At 66.8% G+C, this 19081-nt stretch carries 17 protein-coding genes; 14 read left to right on the plus strand and 3 right to left on the minus strand.

The genetic code is table 11. The features are described from left to right. The first annotated feature begins 103 nt into the window (after nucleotides 1-103). The 8 genes from dnaE to ispD all read left to right on the plus strand — a co-directional run bounded on the left by dnaE (nucleotide 104) and on the right by ispD (nucleotide 11182). Nucleotides 104-3634 (plus strand): DNA polymerase III subunit alpha, encoded by a 3531-nt coding sequence (gene dnaE, locus AC3B6A_RS06890; RefSeq protein ID WP_488401549.1) that lies wholly within the window; start codon nucleotides 104-106, stop codon nucleotides 3632-3634. A 114-nt stretch (nucleotides 3635-3748) separates the two neighbouring features. After that, nucleotides 3749-4699 carry an acetyl-CoA carboxylase carboxyl transferase subunit alpha gene (gene accA, locus AC3B6A_RS06895; protein WP_488401550.1) on the plus strand — a complete coding sequence of 317 codons (951 nt, stop codon included), beginning with the start codon at nucleotides 3749-3751 and terminating at the stop codon, nucleotides 4697-4699. 69 nt (nucleotides 4700-4768) lie between these two features. Then, nucleotides 4769-6097, plus strand: coding sequence for a tRNA lysidine(34) synthetase TilS (gene tilS / locus AC3B6A_RS06900; RefSeq protein WP_488401551.1), 1329 nt, complete (start codon nucleotides 4769-4771; stop codon nucleotides 6095-6097). Nucleotides 6098-6267: 170 nt separating this feature from the next. Continuing rightward, nucleotides 6268-7896 carry a CTP synthase gene (pyrG, locus tag AC3B6A_RS06905; protein WP_488401552.1) on the plus strand — a complete coding sequence of 543 codons (1629 nt, stop codon included), beginning with the start codon at nucleotides 6268-6270 and terminating at the stop codon, nucleotides 7894-7896. Nucleotides 7897-7898: 2 nt separating this feature from the next. Continuing rightward, on the plus strand, nucleotides 7899-8744 hold the full coding sequence (gene kdsA, locus AC3B6A_RS06910) for a 3-deoxy-8-phosphooctulonate synthase (protein ID WP_488401553.1): 846 nt from the start codon (nucleotides 7899-7901) through the stop codon (nucleotides 8742-8744). A 105-nt stretch (nucleotides 8745-8849) separates the two neighbouring features. Further along, nucleotides 8850-10139: a phosphopyruvate hydratase gene (gene eno / locus AC3B6A_RS06915; RefSeq protein WP_488401554.1), complete on the plus strand. Its 1290-nt coding sequence runs from the start codon at nucleotides 8850-8852 to the stop codon at nucleotides 10137-10139. A gap of 63 nt (nucleotides 10140-10202) precedes the next feature. After that, entirely contained in the window at nucleotides 10203-10487 is a 285-nt protein-coding gene (ftsB, locus tag AC3B6A_RS06920; protein ID WP_017521200.1) for a cell division protein FtsB, read from the plus strand. After that, nucleotides 10484-11182, plus strand: a complete 699-nt coding sequence (ispD, locus tag AC3B6A_RS06925) for a 2-C-methyl-D-erythritol 4-phosphate cytidylyltransferase (RefSeq protein ID WP_488401555.1) — start codon at nucleotides 10484-10486, stop codon at nucleotides 11180-11182. Before ftsB ends, ispD begins: the two co-directional genes overlap by 4 nt. Before the next feature lie 229 nt (nucleotides 11183-11411). Here the strand turns inward: ispD and yedF are convergent, their stop codons facing one another. The 3 genes from yedF to AC3B6A_RS06940 all read right to left on the minus strand — a co-directional run bounded on the left by yedF (nucleotide 11412) and on the right by AC3B6A_RS06940 (nucleotide 13815). Beyond that, nucleotides 11412-11660: a sulfurtransferase-like selenium metabolism protein YedF gene (gene yedF / locus AC3B6A_RS06930; RefSeq protein WP_488401556.1), complete on the minus strand. Its 249-nt coding sequence runs from the start codon at nucleotides 11658-11660 to the stop codon at nucleotides 11412-11414. Then, nucleotides 11626-12852, minus strand: coding sequence for a selenium metabolism membrane protein YedE/FdhT (gene yedE, locus AC3B6A_RS06935; RefSeq protein ID WP_488401557.1), 1227 nt, complete (start codon nucleotides 12850-12852; stop codon nucleotides 11626-11628). The genes yedF and yedE overlap by 35 nt, the downstream gene beginning before the upstream one ends. A 69-nt stretch (nucleotides 12853-12921) precedes the next feature. Continuing rightward, nucleotides 12922-13815 carry a LysR substrate-binding domain-containing protein gene (locus AC3B6A_RS06940; protein ID WP_488401558.1) on the minus strand — a complete coding sequence of 298 codons (894 nt, stop codon included), beginning with the start codon at nucleotides 13813-13815 and terminating at the stop codon, nucleotides 12922-12924. 213 nt (nucleotides 13816-14028) lie between these two features. Here AC3B6A_RS06940 and AC3B6A_RS06945 point away from each other — a divergent pair, with 213 nt between their 5' ends. From AC3B6A_RS06945 to AC3B6A_RS06970, 6 genes are all read left to right on the plus strand, one after another. Further along, the gene (locus AC3B6A_RS06945) at nucleotides 14029-15141 is read left to right on the plus strand and encodes an S-(hydroxymethyl)glutathione dehydrogenase/class III alcohol dehydrogenase (RefSeq protein ID WP_488401559.1); all 1113 of its coding nucleotides are present in this window, start codon (nucleotides 14029-14031) and stop codon (nucleotides 15139-15141) included. Nucleotides 15142-15192: 51 nt separating this feature from the next. After that, nucleotides 15193-16044 (plus strand): S-formylglutathione hydrolase, encoded by an 852-nt coding sequence (fghA, locus tag AC3B6A_RS06950; RefSeq protein ID WP_488401560.1) that lies wholly within the window; start codon nucleotides 15193-15195, stop codon nucleotides 16042-16044. 89 nt (nucleotides 16045-16133) lie between these two features. After that, nucleotides 16134-16607, plus strand: a complete 474-nt coding sequence (gene ispF / locus AC3B6A_RS06955; RefSeq protein WP_488401561.1) for a 2-C-methyl-D-erythritol 2,4-cyclodiphosphate synthase — start codon at nucleotides 16134-16136, stop codon at nucleotides 16605-16607. Continuing rightward, nucleotides 16604-17662, plus strand: coding sequence for a tRNA pseudouridine(13) synthase TruD (truD, locus tag AC3B6A_RS06960; protein ID WP_488401562.1), 1059 nt, complete (start codon nucleotides 16604-16606; stop codon nucleotides 17660-17662). The genes ispF and truD overlap by 4 nt, the downstream gene beginning before the upstream one ends. Beyond that, nucleotides 17650-18408: a 5'/3'-nucleotidase SurE gene (gene surE / locus AC3B6A_RS06965; RefSeq protein ID WP_488401563.1), complete on the plus strand. Its 759-nt coding sequence runs from the start codon at nucleotides 17650-17652 to the stop codon at nucleotides 18406-18408. Before truD ends, surE begins: the two co-directional genes overlap by 13 nt. Nucleotides 18409-18430: 22 nt before the next feature. After that, nucleotides 18431-19066, plus strand: a complete 636-nt coding sequence (locus AC3B6A_RS06970; RefSeq protein ID WP_488403535.1) for a protein-L-isoaspartate(D-aspartate) O-methyltransferase — start codon at nucleotides 18431-18433, stop codon at nucleotides 19064-19066. Nucleotides 19067-19081 lie beyond the last annotated feature (15 nt).

A 19081-nucleotide genomic window follows, 5' to 3' on the forward strand; every position in this document is an offset into this window, starting at 1 on the left:
GAAGCGCCCGCTGCGACGGCTGGCCCATCGATCCCTGTAGCTTTGCGGACAGCCCCGGTACAATCCGGGGCTTGCCGTTTTTCGCGTTCGACCAAGGACCACCATGACCGCCACCTTCGTTCACCTGCGTCTGCACACCGAATTCTCCCTGGTCGACGGCCTGGTGCGGGTCAAGCCGCTGGTCAAGGCGGTGGCGGGTTCGGGGATGCCGGCGGTGGCGGTGACCGACCTGAGCAACATGTGCTCGCTGGTCAAGTTCTACAAGACCGCCATGGGCGGCGGCATCAAGCCGATCTGCGGCGCCGACGTCTGGCTGGCCAACCGCGACGAGGACGGCCCGCTGACCCGCCTGACCCTGCTGGCGATGAACGCCAAGGGCTACCGCAACCTCACCGAGCTGGTCTCCCGCGGCTGGCAGGAAGGCCAGCGCAACGGCGAGATCATCATCGAGCGCGAGTGGGTCAAGGCCGCCGCCGAAGGCCTGATCGCGCTGTCCGGCTCCAAGGAAGGCGAGATCGGCATGGCGCTGCTGGAAGGCGACGACGCCCTGGCCGACTCCCTGCTGGCCGAGTGGCTGGAGGTGTTCCCGGAGCGCTTCTACCTGGACATCCAGCGCACCAACCGGGTCAACGACGAGGAACACGTTCACGCGGCGGTGGCGCTGTCCGAGCGCAGCGGCGCGCCGCTGGTGGCCACCAACGACGTGCGCTTCATCAAGCAGGACGACTTCGAGGCCCACGAGACCCGTGTCTGCATCGGCGAGGGCCGCGCGCTGGACGATCCGCGCCGTTCGCGCGCCTATTCGGATCAGCAGTACCTCAAGAGCCCGGCGGAAATGGCCGAGCTGTTCAGCGACATTCCCGAGGCGCTGGAAAACACCGTCGAGATCGCCAAGCGCTGCAACATCGAGGTGCAGCTGGGCAAGTACTTCCTGCCCAACTTCCCGATCCCCTACGACGACATGGACATCAACGATTACCTGCGCCATGTCTCCTACGAGGGCCTGGAGGAGCGCCTGGCGGTGCTCTGGCCGAAGGACACCACGCCCAACTACGAAGAGAAGCGGCAGCTCTACGTCGACCGTCTGGAGTTCGAGCTGGGCACCATCATCCAGATGGGCTTCCCCGGCTACTTCCTGATCGTGATGGACTTCATCAAGTGGGCGAAGAACAACGGCGTGCCGGTAGGCCCCGGCCGGGGCTCGGGCGCCGGCTCGCTGGTCGCCTACGCGCTGAAGATCACCGACCTCGACCCGCTGGCCTATGACCTGCTGTTCGAGCGCTTCCTCAACCCCGAACGTATTTCCATGCCCGACTTCGACGTCGACTTCTGCATGGAAGGCCGCGACCGGGTGATCGACTACGTGGCCGGCGCCTACGGCCGCAACGCGGTGAGCCAGATCATCACCTTCGGCTCGATGGCGGCCAAGGCGGTGGTGCGCGACGTGGCGCGGGTGCAGGGCAAGTCCTACGGCCTGGCCGACAAGCTGTCGAAGATGATCCCCTTCGAAGTGGGCATGACCCTGGACAAGGCCTTCGAGCAGGAAGAGATGCTCCGCGACTTCCTCAAGTCCGACGAGGAAGCCCAGGAAATCTGGGACATGGCGCTCAAGCTGGAAGGTGTCACCCGCGGTACCGGCAAGCATGCCGGCGGCGTGGTGATCGCGCCGACCAAGCTGACCGACTTCGCCCCCGTCGCCTGTGACGAAGAGGGCGCCGGCCTGGTGACCCAGTTCGACAAGGACGACGTGGAAGCCGCCGGCCTGGTGAAGTTCGACTTCCTCGGCCTGCGTACCCTGACCATCATCAAGTGGGCGATGGAGATCATCCATCGCAAGCAGCAGAAGGCCGGCGACCCCGATCTGGTCGACATCGACCGCATCCCGCTGGACGACAAGAAGACCTACGACCTGCTGCAGAAGGCGGAGACCACCGCGGTCTTCCAGCTCGAATCGCGTGGCATGAAGGAGCTGATCAAGAAGCTCAAGCCGGACTGCCTGGAAGACCTCATCGCACTGGTGGCGCTGTTCCGCCCCGGCCCCTTGCAGTCGGGCATGGTGGACGACTTCATCAACCGCAAGCACGGCCGCGAAGAGATCTCCTACCCGCACCCGGATTACCAGTACGCCGGCCTCGAACCGGTGCTCAAGCCCACCTACGGCATCATCCTGTACCAGGAACAGGTGATGCAGATCGCCCAGGTGATGGCGGGCTACACCCTCGGCGGCGCGGACATGCTGCGCCGCGCCATGGGCAAGAAGAAGCCGGAGGAAATGGCCAAGCAGCGCGGCGGCTTCATCGAAGGCTGCGCCAACAACGGCATCGACGGGCTCCTCGCGGGCAACATCTTCGACCTGGTGGAGAAGTTCGCCGGTTACGGCTTCAACAAGTCGCACTCGGCCGCCTACGGCCTGGTGTCCTACCAGACCGCCTGGCTGAAGACCCACTGGGCGGCGCCCTTCATGGCCGCGGTGCTCACCGCCGATATGCAGAACACCGACAAGGTAGTGACGCTGATCGAAGAGTGCCGCCACATGAAGCTGCGCATCGTCGCGCCGGACGTGAACAACTCCGAGTTCCGCTTCACCGTGGATGACGACAACCAGATCGTCTACGGCCTGGGCGCGATCAAGGGCGTCGGCGAAGGCCCGGTGGAAGCCATCACCGAGTGCCGCGCCGAGGGCGGGCCGTTCAAGACCCTGTTCGACTTCTGCGACCGCGTTGACCTCAAACGCATCAACAAGCGCACCCTGGAAGCGCTGATCCGCGCCGGCGCGCTGGACCGCCTCGGCCCGCACTTCCATGCCGAACCCAAGGCCTACCAGGCCCACGTCGACATCAACCGCGCCGTGCTGCTGGCCTCCATGGAAGAAGCCATCCAGGCCGCCGAGCAGACCGCGCGCAGCCACGACAGCGGCCACATGGACCTGTTCGGCGGGGTGTTCGCCGAGCCCGAGGCGGACGTCTACGCCAACCACCGCAAGGTCAAGGAGCTCAACCTCAAGGAGCGCCTGAAGGGCGAGAAGGACACCCTCGGCCTGTACCTGACCGGCCACCCGATCGACGAGTACGAAGGCGAGGTGCGGCGTTTCGCCCGCCAGCGCATCGTCGAGCTCAAGCCCGCGCGCGATACCCAGACCGTCGCCGGCCTGATCGTCAACCTGCGGGTGATGAAGAACAAGCGCGGCGACAAGATGGGCTTCGTGACCCTCGACGACCGCTCCGGGCGCATCGAAGCCTCGCTGTTCGCCGAAGCCTTCGCCGCCAACCAGGCGCTGCTGCAGACCGACGCGCTGGTGGTGATCGAGGGCGAAGTCAGCCAGGACGATTTCTCCGGCGGCCTGCGCCTGCGCGCCAAGCGCGTGATGGGCCTGGAAGAGGCGCGCACCTCGCTGGCCGAGAGCCTGCGGGTGAAGGTGCATGCCGATGCGCTCAAGGGCGACCGCCTGCGCTGGCTGGCCGACCTCTGCAGCCGCCACCGCGGCAGTTGCCCGGTCACCGTCGACTACAGTGGCGAGCAGGCGCGCGCCTTGCTGCAGTTCGGCGAACAGTGGCGGATCGACCCCGCGGACAACCTGATTCAGGCATTGCGTGACCAGTTCGGCCGCGACAACGTCTTCCTCAACTACCGCTAGCGCGGCCGGCGGCGAAAAGCCGCCCGCCCGCCAGTCTCGACCCTCGGCGCCCGATACCGTAAGGTAGGGCGCCTACGGACCAGGCCCAGGCGCCAACAGAACGACGGATAGCCCATGAACCCGAATTTTCTCGATTTCGAACAGCCCATTGCCGACCTGCACGCCAAGATCGAAGAGCTGCGCCTGGTCGGTAACGACAACGCCCTGAACATCACCGACGAAATCTCCCGTCTGCAGGAGAAGAGCAAGGCGCTGACCGAGAACATCTTCGGCAACCTGTCCAGCTGGCAGATCGCCCAGCTCGCTCGCCATCCGCGTCGCCCCTACACCCTCGACTACATCGGGCACATCTTCAGCGAGTTCGAAGAACTGCACGGCGACCGTCACTTCGCCGACGACGCGGCCATCGTCGGCGGCGTCGCGCGCCTGGACGAGCAGCCGGTGATGATCATCGGCCACCAGAAGGGCCGCGAAGTGCGCGAGAAGGTCCGCCGCAACTTCGGCATGCCGCGTCCGGAAGGCTACCGCAAGGCCTGCCGCCTGATGGAAATGGCCGAACGCTTCAAGATGCCGATCCTGACCTTCATCGACACCCCCGGCGCCTACCCGGGCATCGACGCCGAAGAGCGCGGCCAGAGCGAGGCCATCGCCTGGAACCTGCGCGTCATGGCGCGCCTGAAGACCCCGATCATCGCCACCGTGATCGGCGAAGGCGGTTCCGGCGGCGCGCTGGCCATCGGCGTCTGCGACCAGCTGAACATGCTGCAGTACTCCACCTACGCGGTGATTTCGCCCGAAGGCTGCGCCTCGATCCTCTGGCGTACCGCCGAGAAGGCCCCGGAAGCCGCCGAGGCCATGGGCATCACCGCCAACCGCCTGAAGGACCTGGGCATCGTCGACAACGTCATCCCCGAGCCGCTGGGCAGCGCCCACCGCGACCCGGCGACCATGGCCGAGACCATCCACAAGTCCCTGGTCGGCCAGCTCGACGTCCTTAAGCAGCTGAGCACCGAAGAGCTGCTGGCGCGCCGCTACGAGCGCCTGATGAGCTACGGCATCGCCTGATCGATGCCTTCGGCGCAGCGCGGGTGACGAGGTATCCTTGCCTCGTCACCGACCCTGCCGACCTGCGCCATGTCCCTTGACTCTTCGTCTCTGGAAAACCGGCTTCTAGCCACCCTCGCTCCCTGGCGTAGCGCGCCGGCGTGGCGCGTGGCGCTGTCCGGTGGGCTGGACTCCAGCGTTCTCCTGCATCTGCTGGCGCGGCTTGCCCGTCGCGAGGCGCTGCCGCCGCTTTCCGCCCTTCATGTGCATCACGGCCTGCAGGCCATCGCCGACGCCTGGCCGGAACACTGCCAGCGCTTCTGCGATGCGCTCGGCGTGCCGTTGCGCGTCGAACGCGTGCGGGTGGCGGGCGGTGCAAGCCTGGAGCGCGCTGCCCGGGAGGCGCGCTACGCCGCGCTGGCGGCGGCGCTGGGGCAGGGCGAGTGCCTGCTGACCGGGCAGCACCGCGACGATCAGGCCGAGACCGTGCTGTTCCGCCTGTTCCGTGGCGCCGGTGCGCGCGGGCTGGCGGGGATGTCCGTCTGCCGTCCGCTGGGTGCCGGGCTTCTGCTGCGCCCGCTGCTGGGCATCTGCCGCGCCGAGCTGGAGCGTTATGCCCGCAGCCATGGCCTGGACTGGGTGGAGGACCCCTCCAACGCCAGTGACGACTATGACCGCAATTACCTGCGCAACCAGCTGCTGCCGCTCGTCGCCCGGCGCTGGCCGGCGGCGGGCGAAAGCATTGCCCGCAGCGCCGAGCACCTGGCCGAGGCCGAGGGCCTGCTGGCGGAGCTGGCGCAGGCCGATCTGGCGGCGGCGGACCGCCAGGCGCATTACCGGGAGATGCCGCTGCCTTCCCTGGCCCTCGGGCCGCTGGTTTCTCTGAGCGACTCGCGCCAGCGCAACGCCCTGCGCCATTGGCTCGCGCCCCTGGCGCGCCTGCCCGACAGCGCGCACTGGGCCGGCTGGCAGGACCTGCGCGATGCCCGGGCGGATGCCGAACCGGTCTGGCGCCTTGCCGACGGCGAGTTGCGCCGCGCCAATGGCCGGCTCTGGTGGCTGGCGAATGCCTGGCTGGCGGTCGTGCCGCGGGCGCAGCCCTGGGCGGATGCCGCCCGATCGCTGGCGTTGCCCGGAAATGGTTCGTTGCATTTTGACGGCGAGCCGCCGCGCGGGCCGCTGGAGGTCCGTTACCGGCAGGGCGGGGAGGTCATGGCACTGCCCGGCCGCGGTCATCGCGACCTCAAGCGCCTGCTCAACGAGGCCGGCGTGCCGGCGTTCCTGCGCGGCCGCCTGCCGCTGCTCTGGCGAGCCGACGAACTGCTGGGCGTGGCGCTGCTGCCGGATCTGCGCGTGGAGCCGGAGCAGGGTTGGACGCTGCGCTGGACACCTCCGACGAATGACTCGGGTTTGAGCTGATAGCCGCTTTCCGGTAGACTACGCTCCCGTCTTATATCGCTCCCGCCGATTCCCCTGGAATCAGCGGGAGTTCGCTATTGATCACGACGAAGTCGTGAGCCGGGCTACGGCCCGACACCTTCGCTTCCCCGGCGGCCGAGCCGCCTAAACGCTGACATTCAGGGCTTTTCATGACGCGCTACATCTTCGTCACGGGTGGTGTTGTTTCTTCATTGGGGAAAGGCATCGCCTCGGCTTCCTTGGCTGCCATTCTGGAAGCGCGTGGCTTGAAGATCACGATGCTCAAGCTGGACCCCTACATCAACGTCGATCCGGGCACCATGAGCCCGTTCCAGCACGGTGAGGTGTTCGTCACCCACGACGGCGCCGAGACCGACCTCGACCTGGGCCACTACGAGCGCTTCGTGCGCACCACGATGACCCAGAACAACAACTTCACCACCGGCCGCGTCTACATGGACGTGCTGCGCAAGGAGCGCCGCGGCGACTACCTGGGCGCCACCGTGCAGGTGATCCCGCACATCACCGACGAGATCAAGCGTCGCATCATCAAGGGCGCCGGCGATGCCGACGTGGCCCTGGTGGAAGTCGGCGGCACCGTCGGCGACATCGAGTCGCAGCCGTTCCTCGAGGCGATCCGCCAGCTGCGCGTGGAAATCGGTTCGCGCCGCGCGATGCTGATGCACCTGACCCTGGTGCCGTACATCGCCACCGCCGGCGAGACCAAGACCAAGCCGACCCAGCACTCGGTCAAGGAGCTGCGCTCCATCGGCCTGCAGCCGGACATCCTGATCTGCCGCTCCGACCATCCGGTGGACGTCTCCTCCCGCCGCAAGATCGCCCTGTTCACCAACGTGGAAGAGCGTGCGGTCATCTCGCTGGAAGATGTCGACACCATCTACCGCATCCCGTCCGTACTGCACGCCCAGGGCGTCGACGACCTGGTCGTCGAGCGCTTCGGCCTGGAGTGCGGCCCGGCCGACCTGTCCGAATGGGACCGGGTGGTCGACGCCAAGCTCAACCCCGAGCGTGAAGTCACCATCGCCATGGTCGGCAAGTACATGGAACTGCTCGATGCCTACAAGTCGCTGATCGAGGCCATGACCCACGCCGGCATCCAGAGCCGCACCAAGGTCAATCTGCGCTACATCGACTCCGAGGACATCGAGCAGCAGGGCACCGGCCTGCTCGAAGGCGCCGACGCCATCCTGGTTCCGGGCGGCTTCGGCCTGCGCGGCGTGGAAGGCAAGATCACCGCCGTGCAGTACGCCCGCGAGAACAAGGTTCCCTACCTGGGCATCTGCCTGGGCATGCAGGTGGCTGTCATCGAGTTCGCCCGCAACGTGCTGGGCTGGACCGACGCCAACTCCACCGAGTTCGACAAGTCCAGCGGCCACCCGGTCGTCGGCCTGATCACCGAATGGCAGGACGCCACCGGCGCCACCGAAGTGCGCACCGAGACTTCCGACCTGGGCGGCACCATGCGCCTGGGCGCCCAGGAGTGCCTGCTCGAAGCCGGCACCCTGGTACACGGCTGCTATGGCAAGGACGTGATCGTCGAGCGTCACCGCCACCGTTACGAAGTGAACAACAACCTGCGTCCGCAACTGGAAGCTGCCGGCCTGAAGATCTCCGGCCGCTCCGGCGACGGCGCGCTGGTGGAAGTGGTGGAGGCGCCGGATCATCCGTGGTTCGTGGCCTGCCAGTTCCACCCGGAGTTCACCTCCACCCCGCGTGATGGTCACCCGCTGTTCAGCGGCTTCGTCAATGCCGCGCTGAAGCAAGCCGGGAAGGCCTGAGCATGACCCAGAAGATCATCCGCGTCGGCGATATCCAGATCGGCAACGACCTGCCGTTCGTGCTCTTTGGCGGCATGAACGTGCTGGAGTCGCGCGACCTGGCGCTGCAGGTCTGCGAAGAGTACGTCAAGGTCACCGAGAGGCTCGGCATCCCCTACGTGTTCAAGGCCAGCTTCGACAAGGCCAACCGTTCCTCGGTCACCTCGTTCCGTGGTCCGGGCATGGAAGAGGGGCTGAAGATCTTCGAGGAGATCAAGAAGACCTTCAAGGTGCCGGTCATCACCGACGTGCACGAGCCCTACCAGGCCGCTCCGGTGGCCGAGGTCTGCGACATCATCCAGCTGCCGGCGTTCCTGTCCCGGCAGACCGACCTGGTCGTGGCCATGGCCAGGACCAACGCGGTGATCAACATCAAGAAGGCCCAGTTCCTCGCGCCGCAGGAGATGAAGCACATCCTGCGCAAGTGCGAGGAGGCCGGTAACGACCAGCTGATCCTCTGCGAGCGTGGCTCCTCCTTCGGGTACAACAACCTGGTGGTGGACATGCTCGGCTTCGGCATCATGAAGCAGTTCGAGTACCCGGTGTTCTTCGACGTGACCCACGCCCTGCAGATGCCGGGCGGTCGCGCCGATTCCGCCGGCGGCCGCCGCGCCCAGGTCACCGACCTGGCCAAGGCCGGCATGAGCCAGGGCCTAGCCGGCCTGTTCCTGGAGGCCCATCCGGAACCCGAGCAGGCAAAATGCGACGGACCGTGCGCCCTGCGCCTGAACAAGCTCGAGCCTTTCCTGTCCCAGCTCAAGCAGCTGGACGACCTGGTAAAGAATTTCCCCACCATCGAGACTGCCTGAGAATCCGCTCAATGCTTCGCCGCGCTAGGCCCGGCAAGGCATTGGGCAGGTTCTGACGTCTCACCAGCCGCCCCGTTTATCTCTATCTTCGGAGTGTTATCAAGAATGGCAAAGATCGTCGACATCAAGGGCCGTGAGGTCCTGGACTCCCGCGGCAACCCGACCGTTGAAGCGGACGTGATCCTGGACAACGGCATCGTCGGCAGCGCCTGTGCCCCGTCCGGTGCTTCCACCGGTTCCCGCGAGGCTCTCGAACTGCGCGATGGCGACAAGAGCCGTTACCTTGGCAAGGGCGTGCTGAAGGCCGTGGCCAACGTCAACGGCCCGATCCGCGACCTGCTGCTGGGCAAGGACGCGGCTGACCAGAAGGCTCTGGACCGCGCGATGATCGAGCTCGACGGCACCGAGAACAAGGGCAAGCTGGGCGCCAACGCCATCCTGGCCGTGTCCCTGGCCGCCGCCAAGGCCGCCGCCCAGGCCAAGGGCGTGCCGCTCTACGCGCACATCGCCGACCTGAACGGCACCCCGGGCCAGTACTCCATGCCGGTCCCGATGATGAACATCATCAACGGCGGCGAGCACGCCGATAACAACGTCGACATCCAGGAGTTCATGGTCCAGCCGGTTGGCGCCAAGAACTTCGCCGACGCGCTGCGCATGGGCGCCGAAATCTTCCATCACCTGAAAGCCGTGCTGAAGGCCCGTGGCCTGAACACCGCCGTGGGTGACGAAGGTGGCTTCGCGCCGAACCTGGCTTCCAACGAAGACGCCCTGGCCGCCATCGCCGAAGCCGTCGCCAACGCCGGCTACAAGCTGGGCGAGGACGTGACCCTGGCCCTGGACTGCGCTTCCTCCGAGTTCTTCAAGGACGGCCAGTACGACCTGTCGGGTGAAGGCAAGGCGTTCAGCGCCGAAGGTTTCGCCGACTACCTGGCCGGCCTGACCCAGCGCTACCCGATCATCTCCATCGAAGACGGCATGGACGAGTCCGACTGGGCTGGCTGGAAAGTCCTGACCGACAAGATCGGCGAGAAGGTGCAACTGGTCGGTGACGACCTGTTCGTGACCAACACCAAGATCCTCAAGCGCGGCATCGAAGAGAAGATCGGCAACTCGATCCTGATCAAGTTCAACCAGATCGGCTCGCTGACCGAGACCCTGGAAGCCATCCAGATGGCCAAGGCCGCCGGCTTCACCGCGGTGATCTCGCACCGTTCGGGCGAAACCGAGGACAGCACCATCGCCGACCTGGCCGTCGGCACCGCCGCCGGTCAGATCAAGACCGGCTCGCTGTGCCGCTCCGACCGCGTCTCCAAGTACAACCAGCTGCTGCGCATCGAAGAGCAGCTGGGCGCCAAGGCGCCGTACCGTGGTCGCGCGGAATTCCGCGGCTGACGCTAGTCTGGTACGGTGAAGGGGTGGCAGGAGCCACCCCTTTGCATATATGGAGCTGATGGTTTGAGGTTACGTAGCCCTTACTGGCTGTTCGTCGTGCTGATCCTGGCGCTGGCCGGCCTGCAGTATCGCCTGTGGGTCGGCGATGGCAGCCTGGCGCAGGTACGCGACCTGCAGAAGCAGATCGCCGACCAGCAGGGCGAGAACGAGCGCCTGCTCGAACGTAACCGCATCCTCGAGGCCGAAGTGGCCGAGCTCAAGAAAGGCACCGAGACGGTCGAGGAGCGTGCCCGTCACGAACTCGGCATGGTCAAGGACAAGGAAACCCTCTACCAGCTCGCGCAATGACCACTCCCGCCTTCTGGGCCGTGATCCCGGCCGCCGGCATCGGTTCGCGGATGCGCGCCGACCGCCCCAAGCAATACCTCGACCTCGCCGGTCGCAGCATTCTCGAACGCACCCTCGACTGTTTCCTCGGCCATCCCCGGCTCAAGGGCCTGGTCGTGTGCCTGGCCACCGACGATCCCTGGTGGCCGACCCTGCCCAGCGCCGGTAACGAACTGATCCAGCGCGCCGAAGGTGGCCGCGAGCGAGCGGACTCGGTGCTCAACGGCCTGCTGCGCCTGAGCGAGCTGGGCGCCGCCGCCGACGACTGGGTGCTGGTGCATGACGCCGCCCGGCCGAATCTGGCCCGCGTCGATCTTGATCGCCTGCTGGAAGAGCTGGCCAATGACCCGGTGGGCGGCCTGCTCGGCGTACCCGCGCGGGACACCTTGAAGCGTGTCGGCGCCGACGGACGGGTGCAGGAAACCATCGACCGCAACGTGGTCTGGCTGGCCTACACCCCGCAGATGTTCCGCCTCGGCGCACTGCACCGCGCGCTCGCCGATGCGCTGGTGGCCGACGCGGCCATCACCGACGAAGCCTCGGCCATGGAGTGGGCGGGTTACGCGCCGCGCATGGTGGAAGGGCGGGTCGACAACATAAAGGTCACCACCCCGGAAGACCTGCAGCGCCTGCAGCGCAGTTTCGCCAGGCACTGACGCTGGCGCCGCTCCCGTCTTCGTAGGAGCGAGCTTGCTCGCGAATGCCTTCCGGATGCTGAGAATCCGCGTGCCTCATGGGGCGATTCGCGGACAAGGTCCGCTCCTACGAAAGCGCTTCCCATCAAGCCTTGCGCTGTTCCTATCGGCTAAGCCCCCGTAGGAGCGGACCTTGTCCGCGAAATCCCCAACAGGAGCACGGTTAAGGCCCTTTCCCAGGAAAGCGCTCTCAACCGAGCAGCGGCACTTCGATCAGGAAGCGGAACAGCGCCCCATGCTGTTCCACCGCCAGGCAGTTGTAGCCGTGGCGCTGGGTATCTTCCGGAATGCCATGCACCGACTGCGAGCAATCGGTGACCACCTCCAGCAGATCGCCCGGCTTGAGCGTCTCCAGGGTTTCCAGGGTGGCGATGGCGTTGTACGGGCAGTGTTCGCCGCGCAGATCAAGCGACAGCGTCGGCGTCTTGGTGTCGGTCATTGGAGGCTTTCCGTTTACGGGTGAATCGTTGCGCGTTCAGTTGCACCAGCAGCATGCACAGCGCGAGGCCGGCGAAGGTGACCAGCAGGCCGCCGCCGGGGCCGAATTCCTGCAGCAGATTGAGCTTGGGATAGGGCAGGGCGAGGCTGGTGCCGAGTTGGTCCCAGAACACCGCGACCAGGGTGCCGCCGACCACGTTGCCGATGCCGACCACCCAGAAATGCACCTGGCCTTCCATCGAGCGGTACATCCAGCCGGTCTCGCAGCCGCCGGCCAGGACGATGCCGAGGCCGAACAGCACGCCGCCGATCACCGCGTTCGGGCCCATCCAGAAGATCTTCGGCGGCAGGCCGTTGTGGATCGCGGCGAAGGTGCCGACGCTGGCGACCGCCATGCCCAGCAGGATGCCCAGCGCGGCCTGGGTCCGGCCGGTGGTCCAGATATCGCGGGCGGCGCTGGTGAAGCAGATCTGCGCGCGCTCGATCAGGCCGCCGAACGCCAGGCCGAAGAGGCAGGCCAGGCCCAGCACCAGCGAGACTTCGAAGCGCCAGGCGGCGAACAGCGCGGCGATGGCCAGCACGCCCATGCCCAGCCGCCATTGCAGCTTCGCGCGGCGCGCCAGGGTCTCGGCGCTCGGCAGTGCCGCGGCCTTGCCGCCGACCTTCAGCGGGATGCGCAGGAAGGGCAGCAGGCAGATCTTCACCCCGAACCAGGCGCCGATCACCGTGGAGAACATGAAGGCCCAGGCGTGCACCGAGAACATCGGGATGCCGGTGAAGAAGGCCGCGAGGTTGCAGCCCATGGCCAGGCGCGCGCCGAAGCCGGCGATCACGCCGCCGATCAGGCCCTGCAGCAGGCGGCGCTTGCTGGTCGGCCAGCGCAGGCTGACGTTGCCGGCCCAGAGCGCGCAGGCCAGCGCGCCGAGGAACATGCCGATGATCATCACGCCGTCGATGCGGTCCAGCGGCGTGCCTTGCAGGCCGATGATCTTGAAGTAGCTCCACTCCTGCGGCTGCAGGCCGAACCAGGACAGCACGTGGCCGCCCCAGCGGGTGAACTCGCCGGTGACCGCCCAGAAGGTGCCGGTCAGGGCGAAGTAGTAGGCCGAGGCGACGCCGAGGGCGATCAGCGTCGGCAGTGGCGACCAGAAGCGCAGGAGGAAGCGCTCACGGAAAGAAGAGAGGGCTGACATCTGTCGTCCTTGAACCTGTGTAGCGGAAAAGCCCGCCATTCTACCCAAACCGGTACGCCCGTGCCCGCCCTACGGCAAGGGCGTCGGTTGCAGATGCTGCAGGCCGTCCTTCAGATGATCCACCAGTTGCCGCACCTTGGGCGACAGGTGCCGCTGCTGCGGGTACAGCGCCCAGACCCCGGTGTTCGGCGGTTGATGCACTTCCAGCAGGGAGACCAGGCGGCCGCTGCGCAGGTGTTCCAGCACGTAATAGTCCGGCAACTGGCACAGCCCGAAGCCGCGCAGTGCGGCATCGAGTACCGCCTGGCCGCTGTTGCAGCGCCAGTTGCCCTGTACCCGGTGCTGGGTTTCCCGGCCGTTCTCGAGGAAGCTCCACTGGTCGCTGCTGCCCACCAGGCAATTGTGCTGCGCCAGCTCCATCGGGCTTTGCGGCGCGCCGTGGCGGGCGAGGTATTCCGGCGTGGCGCACAGGTACATCACCCGCGGTGCCAAGCGGGTCGCCACCAGCCGTGAATCGCTGAGGCGGCCGAGGCGGATGGCCAGGTCGAAGCCTTCGTGCAGCAGGTCCAGCTGCCGGTTGGACAGTTCGATCTCCACCCGCAGCTGCGGGAACTGCGCCATGAACTCGTTCACCAGCGGCACCACGAAGCGTTCGCCATAGGCCACCGCGCAGGTCATGCGGAGCAGGCCCTTGGGTTCGGCGGACAGATCGCTGACCGCTCGCAGCGCCTCTTCACGGGCATCCTGCAGGCGCTGGCAGTGCTGCAGGAAAGTCTGCCCGGCCTCGCTCAGCGACACCCGCCGGGTGCTGCGGTAGAGCAGGCGGGTCTGCAGGCGTTCCTCCAGGCGGGCGATCTGGCGGCTGACGTGGGACGACGACACTCCCAGGCGTTCGGCGGCGGCGGTGAATTGACCGGTTTCGGCGACGGCGACGAATTCGTCCAGTCCTTCCCAGCGGTGCATCTGGATTATCCCTGTATGGCAATAATGTTTTGATTGTTGACTGATTATTCCCTGAAACGCGGTTTTCTACACTTCCAAGGCTTTGGGGCGCGCTTTTCGCCAGTGGCCCCATGCTCCCCCGACGTGGCCAGTCCCGTCCCGGTTTCCCGGCACAGCGCCGAACCCGTCCGCCGTTGCGGGCGTTGTCGTTTTCCCTCGTTCAGGAGTCTCCAGATGATCAAGTCCCGTGCCGCCGTCGCCTTCGCTCCCAACCAGCCGTTGGAAATCGTCGAGGTCGATGTGGCGCCGCCGAAGAAAGGCGAGGTGCTGGTCCGCATCGTCGCCACCGGCGTCTGCCATACCGACGCCTACACCCTGTCCGGCCAGGATTCCGAGGGCGTGTTCCCGTGCATCCTCGGCCACGAAGGCGGCGGCATCGTCGAGGCGGTGGGCGAGGGCGTCACCTCGCTGAAGGTCGGCGACCATGTGATCCCGCTGTACACCGCCGAATGCCGCGAGTGCAAATTCTGCAAGTCCGGCAAGACCAACCTCTGCCAGGCCGTGCGCGCCACCCAGGGCAAGGGCCTGATGCCCGACGGCACCAGCCGCTTCTCCTACAAGGGCGAGCCGATCTACCACTACATGGGCTGCTCGACCTTCTCCGAGTACACCGTGCTGCCGGAAATCTCCCTGGCCAAGATCCCCGAGGATGCGCCGCTGGAGAAGGTCTGCCTGCTCGGCTGCGGCGTCACCACCGGCATCGGCGCCGTGCTGAACACCGCCAAGGTGGAAGAGGGCGCCACCGTCGCCATCTTCGGCCTGGGCGGCATCGGCCTGGCGGCGATCATCGGCGCGAAGATGGCCAAGGCCTCGCGCATCATCGCCGTCGACATCAACCCGGCCAAGTTCGATATCGCCAGGCAACTGGGCGCCACCGACTTCGTCAATCCGAAGGACCACCAGAAGCCGATCCAGGATGTCATCGTCGAGATGACCGACGGCGGCGTGGACTATTCCTTCGAGTGCGTCGGCAACGTGCAACTGATGCGCGCGGCGCTGGAGTGCTGCCACAAGGGCTGGGGCGAATCCACCATCATCGGCGTCGCCGGTGCCGGCCAGGAAATCAGTACCCGTCCGTTCCAACTGGTCACCGGCCGCGTCTGGCGCGGTTCCGCCTTCGGTGGCGTGAAGGGCCGCACCGAGCTGCCGAGCTACGTGGAAAAGGCGCAGAAGGGCGAAATCCCGCTGGATACCTTCATCACCCACACCATGGGCCTGGAGAAGATCAACGAGGCCTTCGACCTGATGCACGAAGGCAAGAGCATCCGCTCCGTCATCCATTACTGATAAACATGCCGGGGCGTGCACGCGCTCCGGCCTTGCAGGAAGGAGATTTCCATGACGGATTCCATCGAACTCATCAGCAGCCAGAAGAGCTTCGGCGGCTGGCACCAGCGCTACCGCCACCGTTCCGAAACCCTCGGCTGCGACATGGTCTTCGCGGTCTACCTGCCGCCCCAGGCCGAGCCCGAGGCGGGCCTGCCGGTGCTGTACTGGCTGTCCGGGCTGACCTGCACCGACGAGAACTTCATGCAGAAGGCCGGCGCCCAGCGCATGGCCGCCGAACTGGGGCTGGTGATCGTTGCGCCGGACACCAGTCCGCGCGGCCCCGACGTGCCGGGCGATCCGGATGGCGCCTGGGACTTCGGCCTCGGCGCCGGCTTCTACGTCAACGCCACCCAGGAGCCCTGGGCGCGCCACTACCGCATGCACGACTACGTGGTGCGGGAGCTGCCGGCGCTGATCGAGGCGAATTTCCCGGTGTCCGAACGGCGCGGCATCAGCGGCCATTCCATGGGCGGCCACGGCGCGCTGATCTGCGCCCTGCGCAATCCGGGGCGCTACCTGTCGCTGTCGGCGTTCGCGCCGATCACCCACCCGAGCGACTGCCCGTGGGGGCAGAAGGCCCTGGGGCGTTTCCTCGGCGAAAACCCGGCCGCCTGGCGCGAGTGGGATGCGGTGGAACTGCTGGCCAACGCCAGCGAGCGCCTGCCGATCCTGGTGGACCAGGGCGACCGCGACGATTTCCTCGCCGTCCAGCTCAAGCCCGAAGCCCTGCGTGAGGCGGCAGCGGCAGTCGGCCACCCGCTGGAGCTGCGCCTGCAGCCGGGCTACGACCACAGCTACTACTTCATCGCCAGCTTCATCGAGGACCACCTGCGGCATCACGCCAAGGTGCTCCGTGGCTGAGAAAGCCCGGGGTGTTGCCGCACGGCAACAGACCCTGGCGTGCACGATCCGGTAGAATCGACGCCCTGACTCCAACAGGGCGTTTTTTCATGCGAATCGGACATGGCTACGACGTGCATCGCTTCGGCGAGGGCGACTTCATCACCCTCGGCGGCGTGCGCATTCCCCACAAGTTCGGGCTGATCGCCCATTCCGACGGCGACGTGCTGCTGCATGCCCTTTCCGATGCGCTGCTGGGCGCCTGCGCGCTGGGCGACATCGGCAAGCACTTTCCCGACACCGACCCGCAGTTCAAGGGCGCCGACAGCCGCGCGCTGCTGCGCCATGTGCTGTCGCTGGTGGAGGCCAAGGGCTGGAAGGTGGAAAACGTCGACACCACCATCGTCGCCCAGGCGCCGAAGATGGCGCCGCACATCCAGGCCATGCGCGAGACCATCGCCGCCGACCTGAAGGTCGAGCTGGACCAGGTCAACGTCAAGGCGACCACCACCGAAAAACTCGGCTTCACCGGCCGCGAAGAGGGCATCGCGGTGCACGCCGTCGCCCTGTTGAGCCGCGCATGACCGAGCTGGAGCTGCTGGGGCTGCGTGCCCACGGAGAGCCTTGCGGGCGTGGCGTGCTGAAGGCCGTGGCCGAGGATTTCCAGGTCGACGAAGTGCTGGACATCCCGCTGTCGGGGGACGGCGAACACCTCTGGCTGTGGGTGGAAAAGCGCGGGTTGAATACCGAAGAGGCGGCGCGCCGCCTGGCCCGCGCCGCCGGCGTGCCGGTGAAGATGATCAGCTACGCCGGCCTCAAGGACCGCCAGGCGCTGACCCGCCAGTGGTTCAGCCTGCACCTGCCGGGCAAGACCGATCCGGACCTGTCCGCCGCCGAGGACGACAGCCTGCGCATCCTCGAGCGCAACCGCCATCGCCGCAAGCTGCAACGCGGCGCGCATTCGGCCAACGGCTTCACCCTGCGCCTGACCGAACTGCAGGCCGACCGGGACCAGTTGGACGCGCGCCTGAAGGCCGTCGCGGCCATCGGCGTGCCCAACTACTTCGGCACCCAGCGCTTCGGCCATGACGGCGGCAACGTCTTCGACGCGCGGGGCTTTGCCGAGCGCGGCAAATTGCCGGAACAGCGCAACATGCGCTCGCGCCTGCTGTCGGCGGCGCGCAGCTACCTGTTCAACCAGGTGCTGGCGCAGCGTGTGGCGCAAGGAACCTGGAACCAGGCCCTGGTCGGCGATCTGCTGGCCTTCACCGACAGCCGCAGCTTCTTCCCGGCGGGAGAGGCGGAATGCGCCGATCCGCGCCTGGCGGCGCTGGACCTGCACCCCACCGGGCCGATGTGGGGCGAGGGCGACTCGCCGGCCGGCGGCGCACCCGGCGACATCGAGCGCAGCGTGCAGCAGGCGGAGCTGGCGCTTTGCCAGTGGCTTGGCGGTGCGGACCTGGCGCACGAACGGCGCATTCTGCGCCTCCCCATCCCGGGTCTGGCATGGCATTATCCCGCCTCTGACATTCTGCAACTGGAATTCGTCCTGCCGGCTGGCTGCTTCGCCACCGCGGTCGTGCGCGAGCTGATCGAACTCGTGCCGGCAGGGCAGACGGAAAACCCATGCGCATATTGATTGCCAACGACGACGGGGTTACTGCACCCGGTATCGCCGCGCTTTACGACGCGCTGTCCGATCATGCCGAGTGCGTCGTGATCGCCCCGGAAGCCGACCGCAGCGGCGCGAGCAGTTCGCTCACGCTGGACCGGCCGCTGCATCCCCATCGCCTGGGCAATGGCTTCATCAGCCTCAACGGTACGCCGACCGACTGCGTGCACCTGGGCCTCAACGGCCTGCTGGACGAACTGCCGGACATGGTGGTGTCGGGTATCAACCTGGGGGCGAACCTGGGCGACGACGTGCTCTACTCGGGCACCGTGGCGGCGGCTTTGGAAGGGCGTTTCCTGGCTCGCCCGGCCTTCGCCTTCTCGCTGGTCTCGCGCCAGCCGGACAACCTGCCCACGGCGATGCATTTCGCCCGCCTGCTGGTGGAGTCCCACGAGAAGCTCGATCTGCCGCCGCGCACCGTACTCAATGTGAACATTCCCAATCTGCCGCTGGAGCGCGTGCGTGGCATCCAGCTGACCCGCCTGGGCCATCGCGCCCGCGCTGCGGCGCCGGTCAAGGTGGTCAACCCGCGCGGCAAGGAAGGCTACTGGATCGCCGCTGCCGGCGATGCCGAGGATGGTGGGGAGGGCACGGATTTCCACGCGCTGATGCAAGGCTACGTGTCCATTACGCCGCTGCAGATGGACCGGACCTTCCGCGAGGCGTTCAATATCCTTGGCGATTGGATCGGAGGGCTCGACCATGGCCAATGAATTGTCCCGCCACGGCATCGGCATGACCTCCCAGCGTACGCGCGAGCGGTTGATCCAGCGCCTGTACGAGGAAGGTCTGTCCAACGCCCGCGTGCTCGAAGTGATTCGCCGCACGCCGCGCCACCTGTTCGTCGACGAGGCGCTGGCGCATCGCGCCTACGAGGACACCGCGCTGCCCATCGGGCACAACCAGACCATCTCGCAGCCTTTCATGGTGGCGCGGATGACCGAGCTGCTGCTGGCGGCGGGGCCCCTGGACAAGGTGCTGGAGATCGGCACCGGCTCCGGTTACCAGACCGCCGTGCTGTCGCAGCTGGTCGAGCGGGTCTTCTCGGTCGAGCGCATCCAGGCGCTGCAGGACCGTGCGAAAGAGCGACTTGCGGAGCTAAACCTGCGAAATGTTGTCTTTCGTTGGGGCGATGGCTGGGAAGGCTGGCCGGCCCTGGCGCCGTACAACGGGATTATCGTCACCGCGGCGGCGGCGGAGGTCCCGCAGGCCTTGCTGGATCAGCTGACGCCCGGTGGGCGGCTGGTGATTCCGGTGGGGGGCGGCGAGGTCCAGCAGTTGCTGCTGATCGTCCGCACCGAGGAAGGCTTCCAGCGCCAGGTGCTGGACTCCGTGCGCTTCGTTCCGCTGCTCAACGGCCCGCTGGGCTGAAGCAGACACAGCGCC

It is taken from the genome of Pseudomonas sp. B12(2026) (assembly GCF_057767015.1).